This window comes from Lutimaribacter marinistellae, assembly GCF_042648365.1.
Lineage (GTDB): Bacteria > Pseudomonadota > Alphaproteobacteria > Rhodobacterales > Rhodobacteraceae > Lutimaribacter_A > Lutimaribacter_A marinistellae.
In genome coordinates this window covers 1-18,887 of the sequence record NZ_JBHRXI010000001.1, presented here as the reverse complement: position 1 = coordinate 18,887, position 18,887 = coordinate 1, and the positions used below count along the sequence as shown (strand labels likewise).

General features: G+C 63.4%; 21 protein-coding genes. 10 read left to right on the top strand and 11 right to left on the bottom strand.

The window, feature by feature from the left end; translation table 11 throughout:
• Positions 1–3: 3 nt before the first annotated feature.
• The 4 genes from ACFORG_RS00105 to ACFORG_RS00090 all read right to left on the bottom strand — a co-directional run bounded on the left by ACFORG_RS00105 (position 4) and on the right by ACFORG_RS00090 (position 2,879).
• Positions 4–780, bottom strand: a complete 777-nt coding sequence (locus ACFORG_RS00105) for a hypothetical protein (protein WP_386733336.1) — start codon at positions 778–780, stop codon at positions 4–6.
• The gene (locus ACFORG_RS00100) at positions 773–1,549 is read right to left on the bottom strand and encodes a hypothetical protein (protein WP_386733335.1); all 777 of its coding nucleotides are present in this window, start codon (positions 1,547–1,549) and stop codon (positions 773–775) included. Before ACFORG_RS00100 ends, ACFORG_RS00105 begins: the two co-directional genes overlap by 8 nt.
• Before the next feature lie 104 nt (positions 1,550–1,653).
• Positions 1,654–2,043 (bottom strand): hypothetical protein, encoded by a 390-nt coding sequence (locus ACFORG_RS00095; protein ID WP_386733334.1) that lies wholly within the window; start codon positions 2,041–2,043, stop codon positions 1,654–1,656.
• A gap of 65 nt (positions 2,044–2,108) precedes the next feature.
• On the bottom strand, positions 2,109–2,879 hold the full coding sequence (locus ACFORG_RS00090) for a DUF1013 domain-containing protein (protein ID WP_386733333.1): 771 nt from the start codon (positions 2,877–2,879) through the stop codon (positions 2,109–2,111).
• A 129-nt stretch (positions 2,880–3,008) separates the two neighbouring features.
• Between ACFORG_RS00090 and ACFORG_RS00085 the strand changes: the two genes are divergently transcribed.
• Positions 3,009–3,638 (top strand): ribonuclease T2 family protein, encoded by a 630-nt coding sequence (locus ACFORG_RS00085; RefSeq protein WP_386733332.1) that lies wholly within the window; start codon positions 3,009–3,011, stop codon positions 3,636–3,638.
• An 18-nt stretch (positions 3,639–3,656) separates the two neighbouring features.
• Here the strand turns inward: ACFORG_RS00085 and ACFORG_RS00080 are convergent, their stop codons facing one another.
• The 5 genes from ACFORG_RS00080 to ACFORG_RS00060 all read right to left on the bottom strand — a co-directional run bounded on the left by ACFORG_RS00080 (position 3,657) and on the right by ACFORG_RS00060 (position 8,868).
• A complete protein-coding gene (locus ACFORG_RS00080) occupies positions 3,657–5,279 on the bottom strand; it encodes a hypothetical protein (protein WP_386733331.1) in 1,623 nt (540 codons plus the stop codon).
• Between the two features lie 24 nt (positions 5,280–5,303).
• Positions 5,304–6,197, bottom strand: coding sequence for an isocitrate lyase/PEP mutase family protein (locus ACFORG_RS00075; protein WP_386733330.1), 894 nt, complete (start codon positions 6,195–6,197; stop codon positions 5,304–5,306).
• On the bottom strand, positions 6,194–6,715 hold the full coding sequence (locus tag ACFORG_RS00070; RefSeq protein WP_386733329.1) for a hypothetical protein: 522 nt from the start codon (positions 6,713–6,715) through the stop codon (positions 6,194–6,196). The genes ACFORG_RS00075 and ACFORG_RS00070 overlap by 4 nt, the downstream gene beginning before the upstream one ends.
• The gene (locus ACFORG_RS00065) at positions 6,712–7,983 is read right to left on the bottom strand and encodes a 3-isopropylmalate dehydratase large subunit (protein WP_386733328.1); all 1,272 of its coding nucleotides are present in this window, start codon (positions 7,981–7,983) and stop codon (positions 6,712–6,714) included. Before ACFORG_RS00065 ends, ACFORG_RS00070 begins: the two co-directional genes overlap by 4 nt.
• A gap of 93 nt (positions 7,984–8,076) precedes the next feature.
• On the bottom strand, positions 8,077–8,868 hold the full coding sequence (locus ACFORG_RS00060; RefSeq protein WP_386733327.1) for an IclR family transcriptional regulator: 792 nt from the start codon (positions 8,866–8,868) through the stop codon (positions 8,077–8,079).
• A gap of 119 nt (positions 8,869–8,987) precedes the next feature.
• On the opposite strand from ACFORG_RS00060, the gene ACFORG_RS00055 reads away from it, so the two are divergent.
• From ACFORG_RS00055 to ACFORG_RS00035, 5 genes are all read left to right on the top strand, one after another.
• The gene (locus ACFORG_RS00055) at positions 8,988–10,073 is read left to right on the top strand and encodes a C4-dicarboxylate TRAP transporter substrate-binding protein (RefSeq protein ID WP_386733326.1); all 1,086 of its coding nucleotides are present in this window, start codon (positions 8,988–8,990) and stop codon (positions 10,071–10,073) included.
• A 69-nt stretch (positions 10,074–10,142) separates the two neighbouring features.
• The gene (locus ACFORG_RS00050; protein WP_386733325.1) at positions 10,143–10,640 is read left to right on the top strand and encodes a TRAP transporter small permease; all 498 of its coding nucleotides are present in this window, start codon (positions 10,143–10,145) and stop codon (positions 10,638–10,640) included.
• A gap of 3 nt (positions 10,641–10,643) precedes the next feature.
• Positions 10,644–11,984 carry a TRAP transporter large permease gene (locus tag ACFORG_RS00045; RefSeq protein ID WP_386733324.1) on the top strand — a complete coding sequence of 447 codons (1,341 nt, stop codon included), beginning with the start codon at positions 10,644–10,646 and terminating at the stop codon, positions 11,982–11,984.
• Between the two features lie 90 nt (positions 11,985–12,074).
• Complete coding sequence (locus ACFORG_RS00040; RefSeq protein WP_386733323.1) at positions 12,075–12,755, top strand: type 1 glutamine amidotransferase domain-containing protein; 681 nt, start codon at positions 12,075–12,077, stop codon at positions 12,753–12,755.
• Between the two features lie 78 nt (positions 12,756–12,833).
• Positions 12,834–13,694 (top strand): DMT family transporter, encoded by an 861-nt coding sequence (locus ACFORG_RS00035; protein ID WP_386733322.1) that lies wholly within the window; start codon positions 12,834–12,836, stop codon positions 13,692–13,694.
• Here the strand turns inward: ACFORG_RS00035 and ACFORG_RS00030 are convergent.
• Together ACFORG_RS00030 and ACFORG_RS00025 are read right to left on the bottom strand one after the other, a co-directional pair.
• Positions 13,683–14,528, bottom strand: a complete 846-nt coding sequence (locus ACFORG_RS00030) for a putative rhamnosyl transferase (RefSeq protein WP_386733321.1) — start codon at positions 14,526–14,528, stop codon at positions 13,683–13,685. The two genes, ACFORG_RS00035 and ACFORG_RS00030, sit on opposite strands and share 12 nt — an antisense overlap.
• Positions 14,494–15,297: a putative rhamnosyl transferase gene (locus tag ACFORG_RS00025; protein ID WP_386733320.1), complete on the bottom strand. Its 804-nt coding sequence runs from the start codon at positions 15,295–15,297 to the stop codon at positions 14,494–14,496. The genes ACFORG_RS00030 and ACFORG_RS00025 overlap by 35 nt, the downstream gene beginning before the upstream one ends.
• A gap of 399 nt (positions 15,298–15,696) precedes the next feature.
• Between ACFORG_RS00025 and rpsL the strand changes: the two genes are divergently transcribed.
• From rpsL to ACFORG_RS00005, 4 genes are all read left to right on the top strand, one after another.
• Positions 15,697–16,068, top strand: a complete 372-nt coding sequence (gene rpsL, locus ACFORG_RS00020; protein WP_005980675.1) for a 30S ribosomal protein S12 — start codon at positions 15,697–15,699, stop codon at positions 16,066–16,068.
• 18 nt (positions 16,069–16,086) lie between these two features.
• Entirely contained in the window at positions 16,087–16,557 is a 471-nt protein-coding gene (gene rpsG, locus ACFORG_RS00015) for a 30S ribosomal protein S7 (RefSeq protein WP_386733319.1), read from the top strand.
• A 19-nt stretch (positions 16,558–16,576) separates the two neighbouring features.
• Complete coding sequence (gene fusA / locus ACFORG_RS00010) at positions 16,577–18,694, top strand: elongation factor G (RefSeq protein ID WP_386733318.1); 2,118 nt, start codon at positions 16,577–16,579, stop codon at positions 18,692–18,694.
• Positions 18,695–18,783: 89 nt separating this feature from the next.
• The coding region (locus ACFORG_RS00005; protein WP_377181647.1) for a GTP-binding protein at positions 18,784–18,887 on the top strand (104 nt) is incomplete at its 3' end.

Sequence of the window (18,887 nt, the reverse complement as noted above, 5' to 3'; positions counted from 1 at the left end):
TGCTCAGGGGCGCGGGGGCATGGCGCCCCGGCGCTGAAGCAGGTTCAGAACGTCGATGATCGTGGTCGTGCTGACATCAATCGAGCCAGTCAGATCGATCCCGACCCCGCCATCACCGATTTCGACGGTGCCGCCATCCGTGAACTCGGGCGCGAGCGAAGCGAGTTCCGGCGGCAGTTCGAGGCAGATGGGGGAGGTCGCGAGTACGCGCTCGACAAGACCCAGAAGCAGCGTTCTGGCCTGATCCAGGAATTCCTGCTGATCCGCCGTCAGCTCGATCGGGCCGTCCTGTGCCAGCCGCAGATCCTGAAGCCGCAGGTTCACGCAGTTGTCGGCGACCGACACCGATATGGCGGCGGCCAGTGCGAGCGTCTGCGAGAACTGAACCTCGCCCCGGTCGACCGGTTGCAGGCGCTCACGCTCGCAGGCAAAGAACTCTGCCAGCACTTTGCCACCGGCCGCGAGGGTTGCGTTTTCGGCCGTCAGCCCGACGCGGTCGAGCTCGAGGTGCGCGTTGCAAGTGTCGATCAGGGTCCGGTTCGACAGACGCTGGGCAATCTCGGCCTGGGCTTCACGCAGATCGAGCTGTGCCCTCGCGGCGATCCGCGTGGGGGCAACATCGCGCAGTGCAAGGTCGAGACGGTAAGGAACAGACCCTTCCGGCGTTTCCAGATTGCGGTCGAAGGTGAATGTCACCTCACTGGACGCGGCGGGTGTGGCGAGGGTGAGCATGGCGGCGAGCGCAGCGCATGTTCCGCGGAAAAGGAAGGTATCAGTCATCTGCAAGCCCCCGCCGCTTCATCGCCTGAAGGAGGGCGATCATCGTGGCGGCGCTCGTATCGACAGAGCCGCCGAGCGTCGCCCCGATCCCGCCATCACCGATTTCCTGCGTCCCGCCGCTGACGAAGCGCGGGCTTAGAACCGCAAGGTCCGGAGGCAGCTTCGGGCAGATCGGGTTCCTGGCCAGAACCTCGGCCCCTTTTTCGAGGATGATCTGGCGAGCGCGTTCGGTCAGGCCGAACAGGTCGGCAACCGAGCCGAGGAGGCCTCCGGGGTCGATCTGCACATCCGTCAATTGCAGTTCGACGCAGTTGCGCCGGACCCGGGCAGAGGCGGTGGCGGTGAAATCGACATTCTGAGCCAGCAGAAGCAGGCCGCGATAGTGGGTGGCGGGATCCTTGTCGTTGCAGGTCCAGAACTTGGCCTGAAGCTGCCCGCTTACCGTCACGGATCGGCCCGCGGCGCGAGTGTCGGCGATCGCGACCGCGTATCTGTGCTTGCATGTTTCATCGATCACCTGCGACAGCAGGCCGGGCAGGTTGCGCTGCAGGTTGCGCAGGTCGATGAAGGCATCGGCGTTCATCCGCGTCGGCGAGGCCGGCGAGAGTTTCAGGTAGAGCGTGTAAGGGATCCGGTGACCCTTGGCCTCAAATGATTGCGCGATGCGAAAGGCGGCATCCTGCGCCGCTGCGCCCATCGGGCAGACAAACAGGAGCAGCGCGCAGGTCAGCGCGCGCCAGGACGAATGGCCAATGCGCATTCCGGTCATGGTCGTAAAGCCTCGTGACGGTTTGCCTTGGGCTAACGGTCACGAATTGCGCCACGATTGCAAGGTTTTCGAAAGCTACGTGCCCGGCGAGCGGGCCGGGGCGGTCAATTGGCCGCGCAGTGATGGGGCAGTTTGAACCGATAGCGCGGCTCACCGCTTTCGACGAAAACGCGTTTTTCGATGCAGGCGGTTTCGCCGACGGTGGTGCTGATCGGCGCCTCGGTCGAGGTGATGGAGGTAGCCGAGCCGTCCGGCAACCGAACGGACGCGATCACGCCCTGTCTTAGGTCGCCGTTGATCGGCGTGGCCGACAGGACCGGCACGGTCAGGAAGGCCTCGTGCTCGTGATCGGCGTCGGGGGAAAAGTAGAGAAGCCCGCCAGCCACCAGCACCAGGCCAAGTGCCGCGGCAATGGCCAGGCCACGCGTCTGCAGGAAAGCGTAGACGGAGACCGCCCGGTGCGGTCCGACGATCTTGGACAGGAGTTCCAGCATGAAGGGTGGTCCGGCTTGGTCAGAACGCGGCCCGGGCATGGCCAGCCCGGGCTACGATACAGGGCTTAGCGGCGCGGGTCGTCGCTGTCATCCTCATCGTCGTCTTCGGCGCTGCTCTTGGGCAGGTTGAAGAAGCTGTCGGCGTCCGGCAGGTCGCCGTCGTCGCGCGGGTCGGTATCCGTGTCGGTGAGCGTGAAGGTTTCAAGCCCCTCGATTGCCGTCGGCATGCGCGGTGCGGTATCCATTTCCAACGATTGTTCGGTCGAGACCAGCTTGCGGCGCTCGTCATCGCTCATCACTCCACCTTCGGCGGCCTTCTTCGCGGCGGCCTTTTGCACGGCGGTGTCCAGTTCGGACTGCTTGCACAGGCCGAGCGCCACCGGGTCGATGGGCTGGATGTTGGCGATGTTCCAATGGGTCCGCTCGCGGATCGACTGGATCGTCGGCTTGGTGGTGCCCACGAGTTTCGAGATCTGGCTGTCCGCCAGTTCGGGGTGAAACTTGACCAGCCACAGGATCGCGGCCGGACGGTCCTGACGCTTGGACAGCGGGGTGTACCGCGGGCCACGGCGCTTTTCCTCGCCCACGGCTGCGGCGTTGAACTTGAGCTTGAGCTTGTGCAGCGGGTTGGCCTCGGCCTTGTCGATCTCGTCCTGCGTCAGCTGGTTGTTGGCGATCGGGTCGAAACCCTTGACGCCGGCGGCAACGTCGCCATCGGCGATGCCCTGGATCTCAAGCTCGTGCATGCCGACGAAATCGGCGATCTGCTTGAAGCTGATCGTTGTGTTGTCGACCAACCACACGGCGGTCGCCTTGGCCATAAGGGGTTTTGCCATGCGCCTCGTCTCCTTTGCGTACATCTTTCCCGTCGCCTGGAATTGGCTGCCCCGGGGCGGGGTCGGGTTTCCATTGTCGGGGAACTCGTCGCGTATATAGTCGCCCAGTGACGGGAAGGAAAGAGGCGAATGCGCTGGGTCATTCTGTGGATGTTCTGTGCCGCGGCTGCATGGGCCGAAGGTGAACGGGCGGGAGAGTTCGATTACTGGGTGCTGGCGCTGAGCTGGTCGCCCAGCTGGTGCGCGACCGAAGGTGACGCACGCGACGCCGATCAGTGCGACGCGCGGCACGATCATGGTTGGGTACTGCATGGGCTCTGGCCGCAATACGATCGCGGCTGGCCCAGCTATTGCCGCACGCCGCACAGGCCGCCGTCACGGGCGATGACCGCGGCGATGGCGGATATCCACGGCAGCGCCGGGCTGGCATGGCACCAATGGAAGAAGCATGGCACCTGTTCGGGACTGGAAGCACAGGATTACCACGCCCTGTCGCGGCTGGCCTATGAACGCGTTACCCGGCCCGAGATCTTTCGCAAGCTGGAACGCAGCGTGCGCCTGCCGGCCAGCGTCGTCGAGGAGGCATTCATCGAGGCAAACCCGCGACTGGAGCCGGACATGATCACCGTCACCTGCCGCGACGGATACATCGCCGAGGCGAGGCTGTGCCTGTCGCGCGAGGGGCTGGAGCCGGTCCCCTGCGGGCGCGACGTGATCCGCGACTGCACGCAGAGCGCCCAGTTCGACCCGATTCGCTGAGCCGGATGTCCGGGGCGCCTAGTGCCCGCCGCAGCAATTGCCGGGCAGTTGGGACGCGCTGACGCCCGAATGGTTGCAGCAGCCGCCTTTCCACCATTCGGCACCGGGACCGTGGCAATACTTGTCGTCGGCCCCGGTCATCGCCATGAACATCGGGTGATAGTTCCGGCAGACCTCGAGCTCGGTCTTGACCCAGTGCAGCGGGTCGCGCCCGTAATGGTCCCAGTAATCGCCATCCATGTTCAGGCCAGGCACCGCGGGGTTCCACGACTCGTCGAGCCAGAGGTCCACGTCGCCATACTTGGCGCAGAGCTTGCGGATCTCGGGATCGTCCAGCGCGCCGAGGCGACCGTTCTCGATCAGCGTCTCGTTATCGCCCTCGCGTTCCAGCGTGTAGGTCGGGAAGTACAGATGCAGGTGCCAATGGCCCACCAGGTGCCCCTCGCGCGCGGCGCGGCGTTCGGCCATGGACGAGATGATGGTGCCGAAGCCCATGTGGATCACGCCCGAACGGACCCGTTCATAGAGGCAGTTGACGAAGCCCGAGGGGAAATCCTTGCGCGGGCGGTGGACATGGGGGTTCGTGCCGATGGACGCCTCCCACCAGTACATCAGACCCTTGCCGGGAAATTCGGGATACTGGATGTCGGCCGTGCGATCCATCACCTCGCGCAGCTTGTCGCCGAAGGTGCCGCCCGCGTTGATCTGGGTGATCCTGGAATCCTCGACGATCAGCTGGGTCCAGTCGCAGGGCGCGATATGGTTGGTCGTGCCGGCGATGACGCCGTTGCCGTCCTCCTTGCCGGGCAGGAACATCCAGGGCCGCCCGGTGACATGGCCGGGCAGGTAGGTCTTGCCGAAATGCTCGTTTCCGGTCCAGGTCGCCGCGGTCAGGTCGGGGTTGTAGAACTCGCGGTTCGAATCCCAGTAGCCCGCGTGGTTCGTGTATTCGATATCGGTGCCTTCGGGGTCGGTGATCCGGGCCCTCTTGCACGAGCGGATGCGGTCCCAAGTCCATTTGTCGATGGCGTTCAGAACTTCGATCGGCATGGCATGGGCAGGAGAGGCGAGGATTTCCGGCGTGATGAAGGGCATGCGCTGGATCTTGATGAAACGCTCGGCGAGCACCGGCCCGCCATAGCCCATCAGGATCTTGTCATATTGCTGCTTCTTCTCCTCTTCTTCCCACCAGTCCATCCATTCGGCCAGTTCCTTGGTGCGGAAGAGGTAGTAATCGACCTCGTCCGAGCCGATCCACTGGGGCACCGGGCCGCGGTCGATCTTCTTGATCTCGTAGCGGACGCCGTATTTCTCGAGGATCTTCTGGCAGGCCTGGATCACCATCTCGGAATGCCAGTTATCGACCCTGAGCAGCACCCGTTCGCCCGGCTTCAGGTCCCAGCAGGCGTTCAGGCCGTGGTTGTAGGGACGCTGCGCGACATGTTCCAGGTAGGGCAGAAGCTGGTCGGGATGCGTCACCTCGACGAAGGGCGGGCAGCGCGGCGGGCGCGTTGCCTTGAGCGGCGGGGCCTGGAATTGCGGCAGGCCCTTGGGGCGCGCGGCGACGCGGTCGCGGCCCGGCGTCTGGGCAAGCCCATGCTGAAGCCGTTCGGCGGCGATGCGGGTGAAATCCTCTGGCATGTCTCGTTCCTCCCTTTGGCGCGGTCAGCCGAGGCTGCCGGTGGCCTTGAGGTCCATCACAAGGTATTTGGCCTGCTGGTCCTCGATCTCTTCAAACCCGATGAATTCCTTGAATTCGGGCATGCCCATGACCGGGTTGGGCAGTGATTTTGTGCTTAGGTCCTGCATCAGTTTGGCATAGTTCTGCTGCATCGCGCGCGCGGCGGTCATAAGGCCCACCAGCGGGAACACGGCGATGCCCGCCACCTCGCGGATCTGGTCGGGCGTCAGGTCTTCGAGCCAGCCCAAAACCTGAAGCGACAGCGGAACACCCACGGCGGCGCGTAACCGGCGCAGCCCGTCGATATCGGTGAACGTGCGGCTGATCGGCTGTATGATATCGGCCCCGGCCTCGACATACAGGTTGGCACGGGCGATGGCCTCGTCCTCGGACGTGGCATCGGTGCGGGCGATGATCAGCGTGTCGGGGTCGCGGCGGGCCTGCACGGCGGCGCGGATCTTGCCGGCATGTTCATAGGCGGGCAGGATCTCGACCTGTTTGGCGGCGGCGGGGCAGCGTTTGGGGGCCAGTTGATCCTCGAATATCATGGCGCTGACACCGGCCTGCTCGAACTCGCGAACGGTGCGCATCACGTTGATCGCGTTGCCATAGCCGGTATCGGTGTCGGCGATGACCGGGATGCCCACCGCGTTCACGACATTGCGCACCACGGTGAGGTTTTCGGTCATGGTGTAAAGCTCGACATCGGGAAACCCGAGATGGGTGGCCGACACGGCAAAGCCCGAGGTCATGACGGCTGGCGCGCCGGATTTCTCGGCCAGCATCGCCGACATCGCGTCGAAACATCCGGGCAGGAATACCGTATCGCCGGCGCGGGCGCGGGCGGCGAAATCGCGTTTTATGGCGGCGTCGATCATGAGGTGGCCTCCTCTTCTTCACGTGCATGCAGGTATCCGACGATTCCGCCCGTATCGAGCATCAGGCGGTCACCGTCGCTGAGCGGCTCGAAAGGCAGTTCGGTTCCCTGGCTCAGGTTGCGCAGGGTGGAGGTGGCCCAATCGACCTCGACCTCGTCCCAGCGGTTTACCGCCCCCATGATGCCGGGACAGGCGACCTGCGGAAAACCGTTGGCGATCTCGCCGCGCCAGTAACCGGGGGCGAAGCTTTCGGCGATCACGCCCGCGATGCCCAGTTTGCGCATGCCGATCATCGGCGGGTAATGGGGATGGCCGTAGCCGAAATTGTGATTGCCGACGAGCAGGTCGCCCGGCTGCACTTTCTGGGCAAAATCGGCTTCTTCGTGAGCCATTGCAAGGCGGGCAAGCTCGTCGGGGTCCTTGATCTTGATGTTCTTCACGCCGACGATCTGGTCGACGTCGAAGTCTTCTTCCTCGAAGATCCAGGCGATGCGACCGCGCAGGTTTTGCAGCGTCATGCCGTTTCCCTTTCCAGATAGGGGCGGGGGTCGGCGATCCTGCCTTCGATGGCCGAGGCGGCCACGGCGGCGGCATTGACGATGTAGATTTCGCTGTCGGGCGATCCCATGCGCCCGCGCACATTGAGCGTGCCGGTCGACACCGCGCGCTGTCCGTCGCGCATCACGCCCATCCGACCGAAGCAGTAATCGCAGGAGGACGAGCTGATGAAGGCGCCCGCGTTGATGAGGCGGGTCAGGATGCCTTGCTCGGCGGCCTTCTCCATGATCTCCTGGCTGGTGGGGATGACGTGAAGCTGAAAGCCGTCCTTGACCTTGTGCCCCTCCAGCACGTCGGCAGCCAGCGCCAGATCCTCGACCCGGCCCGAGGCGCAGGAGCCGAGATAGCCCACCTGCACCTCGGTGCCTGCCACCTCGCTGAGGTCGCGGGTGTTGGCGGGGCTGGGCGGGATCACGGCAACCGGTTCAAGATCGCTGACATCGATCTGGTGACGTGCGGCATAGGTGGCGTCCTCGTCCGAATAGAGCGGGTCGATATCCAGCCGCTGGCGCTCGCGGATATAGGCCAGCGCCTTTTCATCCGGATTCATGATCGCGGTGATCGCGCCGGTGAACATTGCGAGGCAGTTAATGGTCTGCCGTCCTTCGAGCGAAAGCGCCGCGATGCCGTCGCCGCCCAGTTCCATCACGTTGCCACGGCAGGACCGGGGGCCGAGGACGCGCACGATGTGGTGGAACACGTCGCGCGCCGTCACGCCGGGGCGCAGCGTGCCGGTGATGTCGATGCGCGTGGTTTCCGGCACCTTGATCTTGATCCGCTCCTTGACGAATGCCTCGAGCAGGTGGCGGCGGACCCCGATGGCCAGAGTGCCAAATGTGCCGAGCTGCGAGATGTGGCCGTCGAAATGCACCACGAAGGCACCAGGCGTCGCATAGCCAAGCTCGGCTGCGACCTGATGGCCGATCCCCTTGCGTTCATAGACGGGCACGTTGTTCTTCTTGCCCCAGGCGCGGGTGATCTCGTGCAGCTCTTCCTCGGCGGTGGTGGCGGCGGGCACCATGTGGTCGATGAACAGCGCGTAGCGGTCCGGCTCGGCCACCTGTTCGATGCCGAACTCCTCCTCCATCTGCTTGAAGATCACATCGGTATAGCCCGGAAAGTCATAGGCAATGACGAAATCCGGCTTGGCGAGCACCTCGTCGCCCGCCTGCGCCGTGTCCTGCCCGGATGCACGGGCGAGGATCTTTTCCGCAATGGTCTGGCCCATGCACCGCCCTCCCTTTCGGTCATGTTCGCTCCGAGTGTTGTCGCCCCTCCGTCAATAAGTCAACAAACAACCTATATTTCATTCTGTGAAATTCTAATGCGAATAGCCGCGTAACGTGACTTGCATCCGCCCGGCTGCGTCCTGCATGTGTTCAAGCATCGCGGCCTGCGCGGCGCCCACGTAGCGGGGGGTCAGCCCCCCGGTCGAGATGGCCGCCAGCAGCCGCCCCTGATCGTCGAGCAGGGGAACTGCCATGGCCGAGATTCCGACCGCGATCTCGTCATGCATGACGATGAACCCGCGTTTGCGAGTCTGCTCCAATTCCTGCTTCAGCGCGCTTTCCTCGCCCGGATCCAGCTTCAAGCGACGGGCCAGGATGCGGTCGCGTTCCGACGCGTCGAGATAGGCCAGCAGGACCCGCGGCCCGGTGCCCCGGTTGAAGGGGCGCGTTTCGCCAACGGCCCACCACCGTACCTCTATCGCCTGCCCGCCATTATGCCGTGCCGTACAAAGCGCTGCATCGTCGCGAACCAGCGAAAGGTAGACGGTGGTTTGCGTCGCCTCGGCCAGGTCAATCAGTTGTTGTTCGACAAGGCTGGTCAGGGTGAGTGATTCGGGCACGGCGCGGGCGAGGTCGATCAGGCCGGTCGAGGCGCTGTAAAGTCCATTGGCCGGGTTCTGATGCACCAGCCCCTCGTCGCGCAGGGTGACAAGGATGCGTCGCGTGGTGCCTGCATCAAGGCCCGTGGCGCGTACGATCTCGTTGAGTGCCAGATGTGGCTTGTCGGCGGAAAAGGCGCGCAGGATCGCCACCGCGCGGCTGATTGCACGCACGCGGGGCAGGGTTGCGCCCTGCTGTCCGCGGGGTTTCTGAAGTGTTGCCACTGGCCTCTCCCAAAATTTCATCTGTTGAAATAATAATTACATATTGACACGACGCAACCGGTTTATGTGATACTGCAGGCAGTTGGCCGCGGGAGAGCCAGCACAGGGAGGAGATTTCCATGAAGCACATTCTCAGTGGATTGCTGACGCCTGCCATCGTGGCGGCGGGGCTTGTCACCGCGTCACTGCCCAGCGGGGCCGAGGCGCAAATGCGCGAATTGCGGTTTGCCGAATTCGGGCCGAACCGCGGGACGCGCGCCGCCGCGCTCGAATGGCTGGACGAGCAGTTGCGCGACCGCTCGGGCGGTGAATTGGGCCTCAACATCACCTGGGGCGGGGCGCTTCTTGGGGCAAAGACCGCAGCGCAGGGCCTGTCGGACGGGGTGGCCGACATGGCCTCGATCGTGCCGGTTTACGCGCCGGGGCAGCTGGTCGCCTACGAGGTGACGGACACCATCCAGTTCGGCGACGAATGGGTGGGGATGATGGCCACCTACGACTTCATGACCACCAACGAGGCCGCGCTGGCCGAGCAGGAAAAAGCCAATATCAAGTATTTCGCCAATTACACGACCGGCCCTACCCAGTTGCTGACCGCCAAGGAGCCGGTGACCACGGGCGCGGACCTTGATGGCAAGACCTTCCGCGCGACGGGCGCCTTCGTGCCCGCGCTGGAATCGCAGGGGGCGTCGACCGTGTCGGTCAGCCAGCCCAAGGTCTACGAGGCGATCTCGAACGGGTCTGTGGATGGCTCGACCACCTATTACTACGTGGTGAAGGCCTACAAACAGTACGAGGTGGCCGATTACATCACCGAGCTGAACATGGGTCAGGTGCTGGCCTTTGGCATCGGGATGAACATGAACACCTACAAGAGCCTGACCCCCGAGCAGCAAGCGCTGGTCAACGAGTTGGGGCGCGAGTTCACCGAATACGTGGCCGAAAAGATGTACAACTCTCGCACCGATGTGAAGGCCGAGCTGGAGGCGGGCATAGACGGTCACAAGATCGAGGTGGTGCAGCCCGATCCGGCCTTGCGTGAAACGCTGGTTCAGATCGCCAATGACGATGTCGCCAACTGGAAGGAGAAGGCCAGCGCCAAGGGCCTCGACGGCGAGGCGGTCTATGGTGCCTTCAAGGCGATGGTAGACAAATACACGGCCGAGCGGGACGCCAACGGCTATCCCTGGGACAGCAAGAGCTGATCGCGCATCATTCGCGCCTGACGGCCCGCCAAATCATGGCGGGCCTTTCCTTGCCAAGGGGATCTGCCCATGTTCTCGCGCCTGCTTCGGCTTGTCGAAGACCTCACGCTTTACCTCGCCTGTCTTGCCCTTCTGGTCATGGGGGCGCTCGTGACGGGGTCCGCCATCGGGCGCGGGGCGTTCAATGCGCCGATCCCCGACGACCTGCTGATGATCGGGCTGTTGATGGTCTGCGTCATCATCCTGCCGCTGGGATATGTCGAACGTCATGACGGCCATATCGCGGTGACGATCATCTCGGACCGCTTGCCGCAGGGCGTACAGACCGCGCAAAAGATCGTCGGGCGGATCATCTTTGGCGCGTTCCTCGGCACAATGGGCTTTGTCATCGCCAAGAAGGTGCCGCAGGAATTCGCGCAAGGGCTTTATTATGACGGCAGGCTCGAAGTGCCGACATGGCCGATGAAGGTTGTCTTTGCCGTCGGTGTCGTAGTGTTCCTGATCCGCCTCGTGGCGAACACCGTGGCAGACCTGCGCGGCACGCCCGCGTCAAGCGCGGAGGTCTGACGCATGGATCCGCTTTCCGTGGGTATCATCGGCCTGATCGCCACGCTTGTCCTGCTGGCGCTGCGCGTGCCGATTGCCGCCGCCCTTGGCGCTGTCGCATCGGTGGGGATATTCGTCATCTTCGCCTGGCGGCCGGGGGCCGAGTTCGCGCCGCAATGGGCGTGGCAGCCGACATTCTCGCTGATGGCGAACAACCCCTATGCCTTTATCACCAGCTACACGCTGTCGACCATCCCGCTGTTCATCTTCATGGGGCATCTGGCCTACGAGGCGGGCTTCACCACCGATATCTACCGCGCCGCACGGCTGTGGCTGGCCAAGCTCAAGGGCGGGGTGGCCATCGCGTCGGTCGTGGGTTGCGGCGGGTTTTCCGCTATCACCGGTTCCTCGGTGGCCTGTGCGGCGGCAATGGGGCGCATCGCCATTCCCGAGATGCTGCAATTCGGCTATTCGCGGGGGCTGGCCTCGGGCTCGGTCGCGATCGGCGGCACGCTGGGATCGTTGATCCCGCCATCGGTCCTGTTCATTCTTTACGGGATCTTCGCCGAGCAATCGATTGCCAAGCTGTTCATCGCGGCCATCATCCCCGGCATCCTGTCGCTGCTGGCCTACGTTCTGGTGATCTATATCTGGGTTTCCAAGCGGCCCCAGGATGCGCCCGTTCCCGACGAAGAGATCTCGCGCGCCGACCGGATGCGGGCATTGCGCGACTGCTGGGCCATCGTCCTTCTGTTCATCGCCGTGGTCGGCGGCATCTATGTCGGGCTTTTCACCCCGACCGAGGCGGCCGGCGTGGGTGCGGCGACGACCCTTTTGCTGGGACTGGTGCTGGGCCGGCTGAACCTGACCAAGATCTTTGCCGCGCTGAAGGAGAGCGTCTATCAGTCCTCGATGATCTTCGTCATCGCGATTGGCGGCAAGCTGTTCGTCAACTTCATCGCGCTGACCGGCCTTGCAGGCGAGATCACGACATGGATCGAAACCTCGGGCGTGTCCGTGTTCGTGGTGATGGCGCTGATCGTGGTGATGTACATCTTTCTCGGCATGTTTCTTGACCCGATCGGGATTATCCTGCTGACACTGCCGCTGACCATTCCCATCGTCGAGACCTTTGGCTTTTCGCTGATCTGGTTCGGGGTCGTCGTCATCAAGCTGCTCGAGATCGGGCTGGTGACGCCACCCATCGGGCTGAACGTCTTTGTCATCAAGTCCATCGTCGGTGATCGGATTCCGCTGGAATCGATCTTCGGCGGTGTCGCGTGGTTCCTGTTCGCGGAAATCTTCGTTCTGGCCGCGATCATCGGCATTCCGTGGCTGTCACTGGTGCTCACGGCCTTCGTCTAGGTGGAACCGGACGGGGCGGGCCGCGTTTCCCGGCCGAACCCCGGACAGGTCCCGCCCGCGTGGCAGGGCCGGAACGCCAAGGAGGCCTTGATGTCCAAGATCCTGATTATTTCCACCGCCCATGACGCCCTGGGCAATACCGGCAACAAGACCGGTGTCTGGCTCGAAGAACTGGCAGAGCCTTATTACACCCTGACCGATGCAGGGCACGAAGTGGCCATCGCGAGCATCGGTGGCGCGCCGATTCCGATCGACCCGAACTCCGAACCCGAGCAGGACGACAGCTCCGAAGCGGCGCGCCGGTTCAAGGGCGACAATGCGGCGATGGCTCTTCTGCAAGCGCCAGCGAACTTGTCGGATCAGAAAGCGGCCGAGTATGACGCCGTTTTCATTCCCGGTGGTCACGGCGCGGTCTGGGACCTTGCATCAAGCGAAGAGGTCGCGGTAACGCTCGCCAAGGCGTGGGAAGCGGAAAAGATTATCGCATCGGTCTGTCACGGTCCTGCCGCGTTGGTTGGGGTCGAGGTACAGGGCCGCCCGCTGGTGCAGGGCATGAAAGTCTCGGCCTTTACCGACGCCGAGGAAAAGGCGATGGGCCTTGAAGAGGTCGTGCCCTTCCTGCTGGAAACCCGGCTGCGCGAATTGGGGGCGGAGTTCCAGCCCGGCGACAACTTCCAGCCCAAGGCCGTTGCAGATGGGCGGCTGATCACCGGACAAAACCCGTCCTCGTCCAAGGAGGTCGCAAGCCTGCTGGCGGATCGCTTGGGCTGACCCCTGCGGGCGATTTCCTTTGCGCTTCGCCGGACCGGGCGTTAGCAATTCCCGGTCCGGCGTCAAAAGGTTTCGCGCATGTCCCCAAATGTGACCGGGTCGCTGCTGATGATGGGCAGCATGGCGGCCTTTACGATCAACGACACGATCGTGAAGCTGCTGGGCGATACGCTGCCCCTGTTCCAGATCATCACGCTGCGCGGGGCGCTGACCTGCCTGTGGCTGTTCCTGCTGGCCCGCTACATGGGTGCGCTGCACCTGCGGTTTCCCGCCCGCGACCGGTGGCTGGTCGCCGCGCGTTGCGGCACCGAGGTGGGCGCCACCTTCTTTTTCCTGACCGCGCTTTTGAACATGCCGCTGGCCAACGTGACGGCGGTATTGCAGGTCCTGCCGCTAACCGTGACGCTGGGGGCGGTGCTGTTTTTCGGTGAAAGCATCGGCTGGCGGCGCATGGCGGCGATCGGCATCGGCTTTTGCGGGATGCTGCTGATCGTGCGTCCCGGTCCCGAGGGGTTCAGCCTTTATGCCGGGTTCGCGCTGGCGGCAGTGGCCTGTGTCACTGGCCGCGACCTGCTGACCCGGCGCATGTCGCCCGCCGTGCCATCGCTGACCGTCAGCCTTGCGACCGCGCTTTCAGTCACGACTGCGGGGGCGCTCGCCTCGCTTACCGTGGACTGGCAGCCGCTCACGGTCGAAACGGGCGCGATGGTGCTGGGCGCCTCTCTCTTCATCCTGTTGGGCTACACCTTGAGCGTGATGGTGATGCGCGTGGGCGAGGTGGGGTTCGTCGCGCCGTTCCGCTATTCGGGGCTGCTCTGGGCGCTGGTGTTGGGGTGGCTGGTTTTCGGCCATTGGCCGGACCCGGTGACCATGCTGGGCGGCGGGCTGGTCGTGGCGGCGGGTCTTTTCACCCTGTTCCGGGAACGGTCAGCCGCCTGAAAACAGCGCCCGTACCCGGGCGTTGTCGATGCCGAACCGGGCGCGGAAATGCACCTCTTGCTCGGGCGTGAGCGGCTGGTAGTCGAATTGCCGTGCGCCGCCTTTCATCCGGCTGTCGTTGAATTCGTTATGACCGCGCAGCATCATGTCATCGCCGGGAAAGGTAATGGTCGGCATGGCGGTCCACAACTTGTGATGACCATGGTGCATGATGCCTTCCTGTACGCCCGGTTGCAGGATGACGCCGAGCGCGATGGCGCTGTAGGGATACTTGTAAGCGACGACCTCCAGCCCGCGGGGACCCGCGCGGAACACGTAGCCGGTGTTGAAATCGACGGCGATGGCGGGATGCCGGTCCCAGAGCGGGCGCAGGTCACGGGCCGTTTGTCGAAACCGCGCGACGAAATCGACCCCCATGGCGTCGTCATCATCAAGGCGGAACTGCAGATGCGGCGCGCCATCCTCGACGCGGGCGTCCTTTAACGCGCGTGCCATGGCCTGCCGATGCTTCATCGGGGGATAGCGTCGGATCACCGTTTGCGGGATGTCAGCGGTCAGCGCTGCGAGGCGCTCCATGTAGATATCGGGGAAGCAGTCCCCTGTCGCGATCAGGAAGGTGAAATCGGGATCGGTCTGCGCCTGGACCGAGGGTAGGGTGATCGCCTCGAAATATCGGAAGCGCTCGTCCATCCGGCGCGGATCGTACAGAAAGGCGCGCCGCTCTTCGAGGCTGTCATGATCGACCTTGAAACCGCCGCGGCCGAGATAGGAGAAGCGACACAGGCCCAGAACCTGCATCTCAGCGCCCGAACCTACGCCGGATCTGGTCGGCATCGATCGCAAATCGCGCGCGGAATTCGCCTTCTTGTTCGCGGGTCAACGGTTCAACCGGGACCGGCTTGACCTTTTTCTGGCGCGAGTCGTTGTAGCCGTTATGCGTGCGCACCCACATGGGCGGGCCGCTGTCGCTGACCACCGGCATGAAGCGATGGATCTTTTCATGCGCGAAATTCATGATCGTCAGCGGACAGCCGCCACGAATATACATGCCCAGCGAGGCAACATAGAGCGTGCGCAGGATCTCGGTCGCGGCGATCCCGTCTGCGCCCATCTCGGCGACGTAACCGCGGGTCCAGTCAAAGGCGACGGTCTTGTGACGCTTCACCAGCCCGGCGCAGTCGTCGACCGAGGCGCGCAGCCTTTCGACGAAATCGACCGAGATGGCGTCGTCATCATCGTGCCGGAACTGGAGACATGGTTTCGAAGGATCGCGGCGGGCCTTCTGCAACAGCTCCTTCATAACCTCGCGCTGCCGGCGCGGCGGCTCGGACACGATGCGGATCTGCGGCATCCCTGCGGTGATATCGTGCAGTCGGTCGCGGTGCTGTTTCGGAAGACTGTCGCCGATGACGATGATCAGCTCGAAATCGGGATCGGTCTGCGCCCGCAGGCAGGGCAGCGCGACCGTCTCGAGCAGTTGGAACCGCTCTTCGAGCCGGTCCGGCTGGTAGAGAAAGGCGATCCGCTCCTCGATGCTGTCATGCTCGACCTGAAAGCCGCCGATCGCGGGATAGGAAAAGCGGCAAAGGCCGATGACCTGCATGGGGTGTTCCTGCCCTGTGGTTGTCGCGGGCGACTATGGCGGGCGCCTTCCCGGCGGACAAGCGGGCCGCGTCGGGTTGCCCTGCGGCTGTGGCACGCCTACATAAGCGCCGATGCGGCGGACAAGCCGGGCGGGCCTGTTGACAGCACGAGCGACTCCCCCTATACGCCCGCGTTATCTCGGCTCCGGAACTTTTCGCGGCCGACTTCACATACCAAGTGGTCAAGGTCCGGGCAATTTTGTCACCCGCACCCTCTGATACCCAACCGCGTCGTTCACCTCGGAACGGGAACGATCGCGGATTTTGCGCATGTGGGAACGCAGGCGCGCCAGAACCTGAAACCGCACGCAACGCGCGTGCATGACACGAAGCAGTTGCGAAACGGGGAAATAACCGGAATGCCAACGATCCAGCAGCTGATCCGCAAGCCGCGGCAGCCCAAAGTTAAACGTTCGAAATCCATGCACCTGGAGCAGTGCCCGCAGAAGCGCGGCGTTTGCACCCGGGTCTACACCACCACGCCGAAGAAACCGAACTCGGCCATGCGGAAGGTCGCCAAGGTGCGCCTGACCAACGGCTACGAGGTCATCTCCTACATCCCCGGTGAAAGCCACAACCTTCAGGAGCACTCGGTTGTCCTGATCCGTGGCGGCCGTGTGAAGGACCTTCCCGGTGTGCGTTACCACATCCTGCGCGGTGTTCTGGATACCCAGGGCGTCAAAGACCGTAAGCAGCGTCGTTCGAAGTACGGCGCGAAGCGTCCTAAGTAAGAAGAAGGAGACACTGGAATGTCCCGCCGTCACGCCGCAGAAAAACGCGAAGTCCTTCCCGACGCCAAGTTCGGTGACAAGGTTCTGACCAAGTTCATGAACAACCTGATGATCGACGGCAAGAAGTCGGTCGCAGAGCGCATCGTCTACAACGCCCTCAACCGCGTCGAGACCAAGATCAAGCGCGCCCCCGTCGAAGTGTTCCACGAAGCGCTCGACAACATCAAACCCTCGGTCGAGGTCCGCTCGCGCCGCGTTGGCGGTGCCACCTACCAGGTCCCCGTCGAGGTTCGCCCCGAGCGCCGCGAGGCGCTGGCCATCCGCTGGCTGATCACCGCCGCGCGCGGCCGCAACGAAAACACGATGGAAGAACGCCTCGCCGGCGAGCTGCTGGACGCTGTACAGTCCCGCGGTACCGCCGTTAAGAAGCGCGAAGACACCCACAAGATGGCAGAGGCCAACAAGGCCTTCTCGCATTATCGCTGGTAAATCCTAGAGGCTCATCCAAATGGCACGCGACTACCCGCTCGACCGCTACCGGAACTTCGGTATCATGGCGCATATCGACGCAGGCAAGACGACCTGCTCGGAGCGCATCCTGTTCTACACCGGCAAATCCCACAACATTGGTGAGGTGCATGACGGCGCCGCCACCATGGACTGGATGGAGCAGGAACAGGAACGCGGTATCACCATCACCTCGGCTGCGACGACCACGTTCTGGGAACGCACCGAAGATGGCCAGACCGCCGACACCGAGAAGCACCGCCTGAACATCATCGACACCCCCGGCCACGTCGACTTCACCATCGAAGTCGAACGTTCGCTGGCGGTTCTCGACGGTGCCGTCTGTGTTCTCGACGCCAACGCAGGCGTTGAGCCCCAGACCGAAACCGTCTGGCGTCAGGCCGACCGCTACAAGGTTCCGCGCATCGTCTTCGTCAACAAGATGGACAAGATCGGCGCGGACTTCTTCAACTGCGTTCGCATGATCGAGGACCGCACCGGCGCCCGCGCCGTTCCCGTCGGCCTGCCGATCGGCGCCGAGAACGAGCTTGAAGGCCTCATCGACCTGGTCACCATGAAAGAGTGGCTGTGGCAGGGTGAAGACCTTGGTGCATCCTGGATCCAGACCGACATCCGCGACAGCCTCAAGGATCAGGCTCTCGAATGGCGCGGCAAGATGATCGAAGCGGCCGTCGAAGAAGACGACGACGCGATGATGGCTTATCTCGAAGGCGAAGAGCCCGACGTTCCGACCCTGCGCAAACTGCTGCGCAAGGGCACGCTGGCCCTGCACTTCGTGCCGGTCCTCGGTGGTTCGGCGTTCAAGAACAAGGGCGTTCAGCCCCTTCTCAACGCCGTGATCGACTACCTGCCCAGCCCGCTGGACGTTGTCGATTACATGGGCTTCAAGCCGGGCGACGAGACGGAAACCCGTGACATCGCGCGCCGCGCGGATGACGACATGCCGTTCGCCGGCCTGGCGTTCAAGATCATGAACGACCCGTTCGTCGGTTCGCTGACCTTCACCCGGATCTATTCCGGCGTGATGAAAAAGGGCGATTCGATCCTGAACTCGACCAAGGGCAAGAAAGAGCGCATCGGCCGCATGATGATGATGCACTCGAACAACCGCGAGGAGATCGAGGAAGCCTTTGCAGGCGACATCATCGCTCTGGCAGGTCTCAAGGACACCACCACCGGCGACACGCTCTGCGACGCCAAGGAGCCGGTCGTTCTCGAAACCATGACCTTCCCCGAGCCGGTGATCGAGATCGCGGTCGAGCCCAAGACCAAGGGCGACCAGGAGAAGATGTCCCAGGGTCTGGCCCGTCTGGCCGCCGAAGACCCGTCCTTCCGTGTCGAAACCGACCTCGAGTCCGGTCAGACCATCATGAAGGGCATGGGCGAACTTCACCTCGACATTCTCGTCGATCGCCTCAAGCGCGAGTTCAAGGTCGAAGCCAACATCGGTGCACCGCAGGTGGCGTATCGCGAGACCATCTCGAAAGAGGTCGAGCATACCTACACCCACAAGAAACAGTCGGGTGGTTCGGGTCAGTTCGCCGAGGTCAAGATGATCATCTCTCCGACGGAGCCGGGCGAAGGGTACTCCTTCGAGTCGCGCATCGTCGGCGGCGCCGTGCCCAAGGAATACATCCCGGGCGTGGAAAAAGGCATCAAGTCGGTCATGGACTCCGGTCCGCTGGCGGGCTTCCCCGTGATCGACTTCAAGGTCGCGCTGATCGACGGTAAGTTCCACGACGTGGACTCCTCGGTGCTCGCCTTCGAAATCGCTGCACGGATGGGCATGCGCGAAGGTATGCGCAAGGCCGGCGCCAAGCTGCTGGAGCCGATCATGAAGGTCGAAGTGATCACGCCGGAAGAGTATACCGGTTCGATCATCGGCGACCTGACCTCGCGTCGGGGCCAGGTGTCGGGGCAGGAGAACCGCGGCAACGCGATCGCCATCAATGCCTTCGTGCCGCTTGCCAACATGTTCGGCTACATCAACAACCTGCGTTCGATGTCCTCGGGCCGCGCGCAGTTCACGATGCAGTTCGACCATTACGATCCGGTTCCGCAGAACATCTCGGACGAGATCCAGTCGAAATACGCATAAGAGACCGGGTGGCGGGGTGAACCCCGCCCTACCCATCACCCGTAGGGCGGGGATCCCTCCGCCATCCGCAAGACAAAAGGAGCTTTGCAATGGCAAAGGAAAAGTTTGAGCGTACGAAACCGCATGTGAACATCGGCACGATTGGCCATGTTGACCACGGCAAGACGACGCTGACGGCAGCGATCACCAAGTA

Coding starts and splice junctions, on each gene's coding strand:
- ACFORG_RS00080 (WP_386733331.1), bottom strand. CDS start 5,279: ATGCCAGAGGATTTCACCCGCATCGCCGCCGAACGGCTTCAGCATGGG.
- ACFORG_RS00095 (WP_386733334.1), bottom strand. CDS start 2,043: ATGCTGGAACTCCTGTCCAAGATCGTCGGACCGCACCGGGCGGTCTCC.
- ACFORG_RS00025 (WP_386733320.1), bottom strand. CDS start 15,297: ATGCAGGTCATCGGCCTTTGCCGCTTTTCCTATCCCGCGATCGGCGGC.
- ACFORG_RS00075 (WP_386733330.1), bottom strand. CDS start 6,197: ATGATCGACGCCGCCATAAAACGCGATTTCGCCGCCCGCGCCCGCGCC.
- ACFORG_RS00050 (WP_386733325.1), top strand. CDS start 10,143: ATGTTCTCGCGCCTGCTTCGGCTTGTCGAAGACCTCACGCTTTACCTC.
- rpsG (WP_386733319.1), top strand. CDS start 16,087: ATGTCCCGCCGTCACGCCGCAGAAAAACGCGAAGTCCTTCCCGACGCC.
- ACFORG_RS00085 (WP_386733332.1), top strand. CDS start 3,009: ATGCGCTGGGTCATTCTGTGGATGTTCTGTGCCGCGGCTGCATGGGCC.
- ACFORG_RS00035 (WP_386733322.1), top strand. CDS start 12,834: ATGTCCCCAAATGTGACCGGGTCGCTGCTGATGATGGGCAGCATGGCG.
- fusA (WP_386733318.1), top strand. CDS start 16,577: ATGGCACGCGACTACCCGCTCGACCGCTACCGGAACTTCGGTATCATG.
- ACFORG_RS00105 (WP_386733336.1), bottom strand. CDS start 780: ATGACTGATACCTTCCTTTTCCGCGGAACATGCGCTGCGCTCGCCGCC.
- rpsL (WP_005980675.1), top strand. CDS start 15,697: ATGCCAACGATCCAGCAGCTGATCCGCAAGCCGCGGCAGCCCAAAGTT.
- ACFORG_RS00055 (WP_386733326.1), top strand. CDS start 8,988: ATGAAGCACATTCTCAGTGGATTGCTGACGCCTGCCATCGTGGCGGCG.
- ACFORG_RS00065 (WP_386733328.1), bottom strand. CDS start 7,983: ATGGGCCAGACCATTGCGGAAAAGATCCTCGCCCGTGCATCCGGGCAG.
- ACFORG_RS00040 (WP_386733323.1), top strand. CDS start 12,075: ATGTCCAAGATCCTGATTATTTCCACCGCCCATGACGCCCTGGGCAAT.
- ACFORG_RS00100 (WP_386733335.1), bottom strand. CDS start 1,549: ATGACCGGAATGCGCATTGGCCATTCGTCCTGGCGCGCGCTGACCTGC.
- ACFORG_RS00090 (WP_386733333.1), bottom strand. CDS start 2,879: ATGGCAAAACCCCTTATGGCCAAGGCGACCGCCGTGTGGTTGGTCGAC.
- ACFORG_RS00045 (WP_386733324.1), top strand. CDS start 10,644: ATGGATCCGCTTTCCGTGGGTATCATCGGCCTGATCGCCACGCTTGTC.
- ACFORG_RS00030 (WP_386733321.1), bottom strand. CDS start 14,528: ATGCCGACCAGATCCGGCGTAGGTTCGGGCGCTGAGATGCAGGTTCTG.
- ACFORG_RS00070 (WP_386733329.1), bottom strand. CDS start 6,715: ATGACGCTGCAAAACCTGCGCGGTCGCATCGCCTGGATCTTCGAGGAA.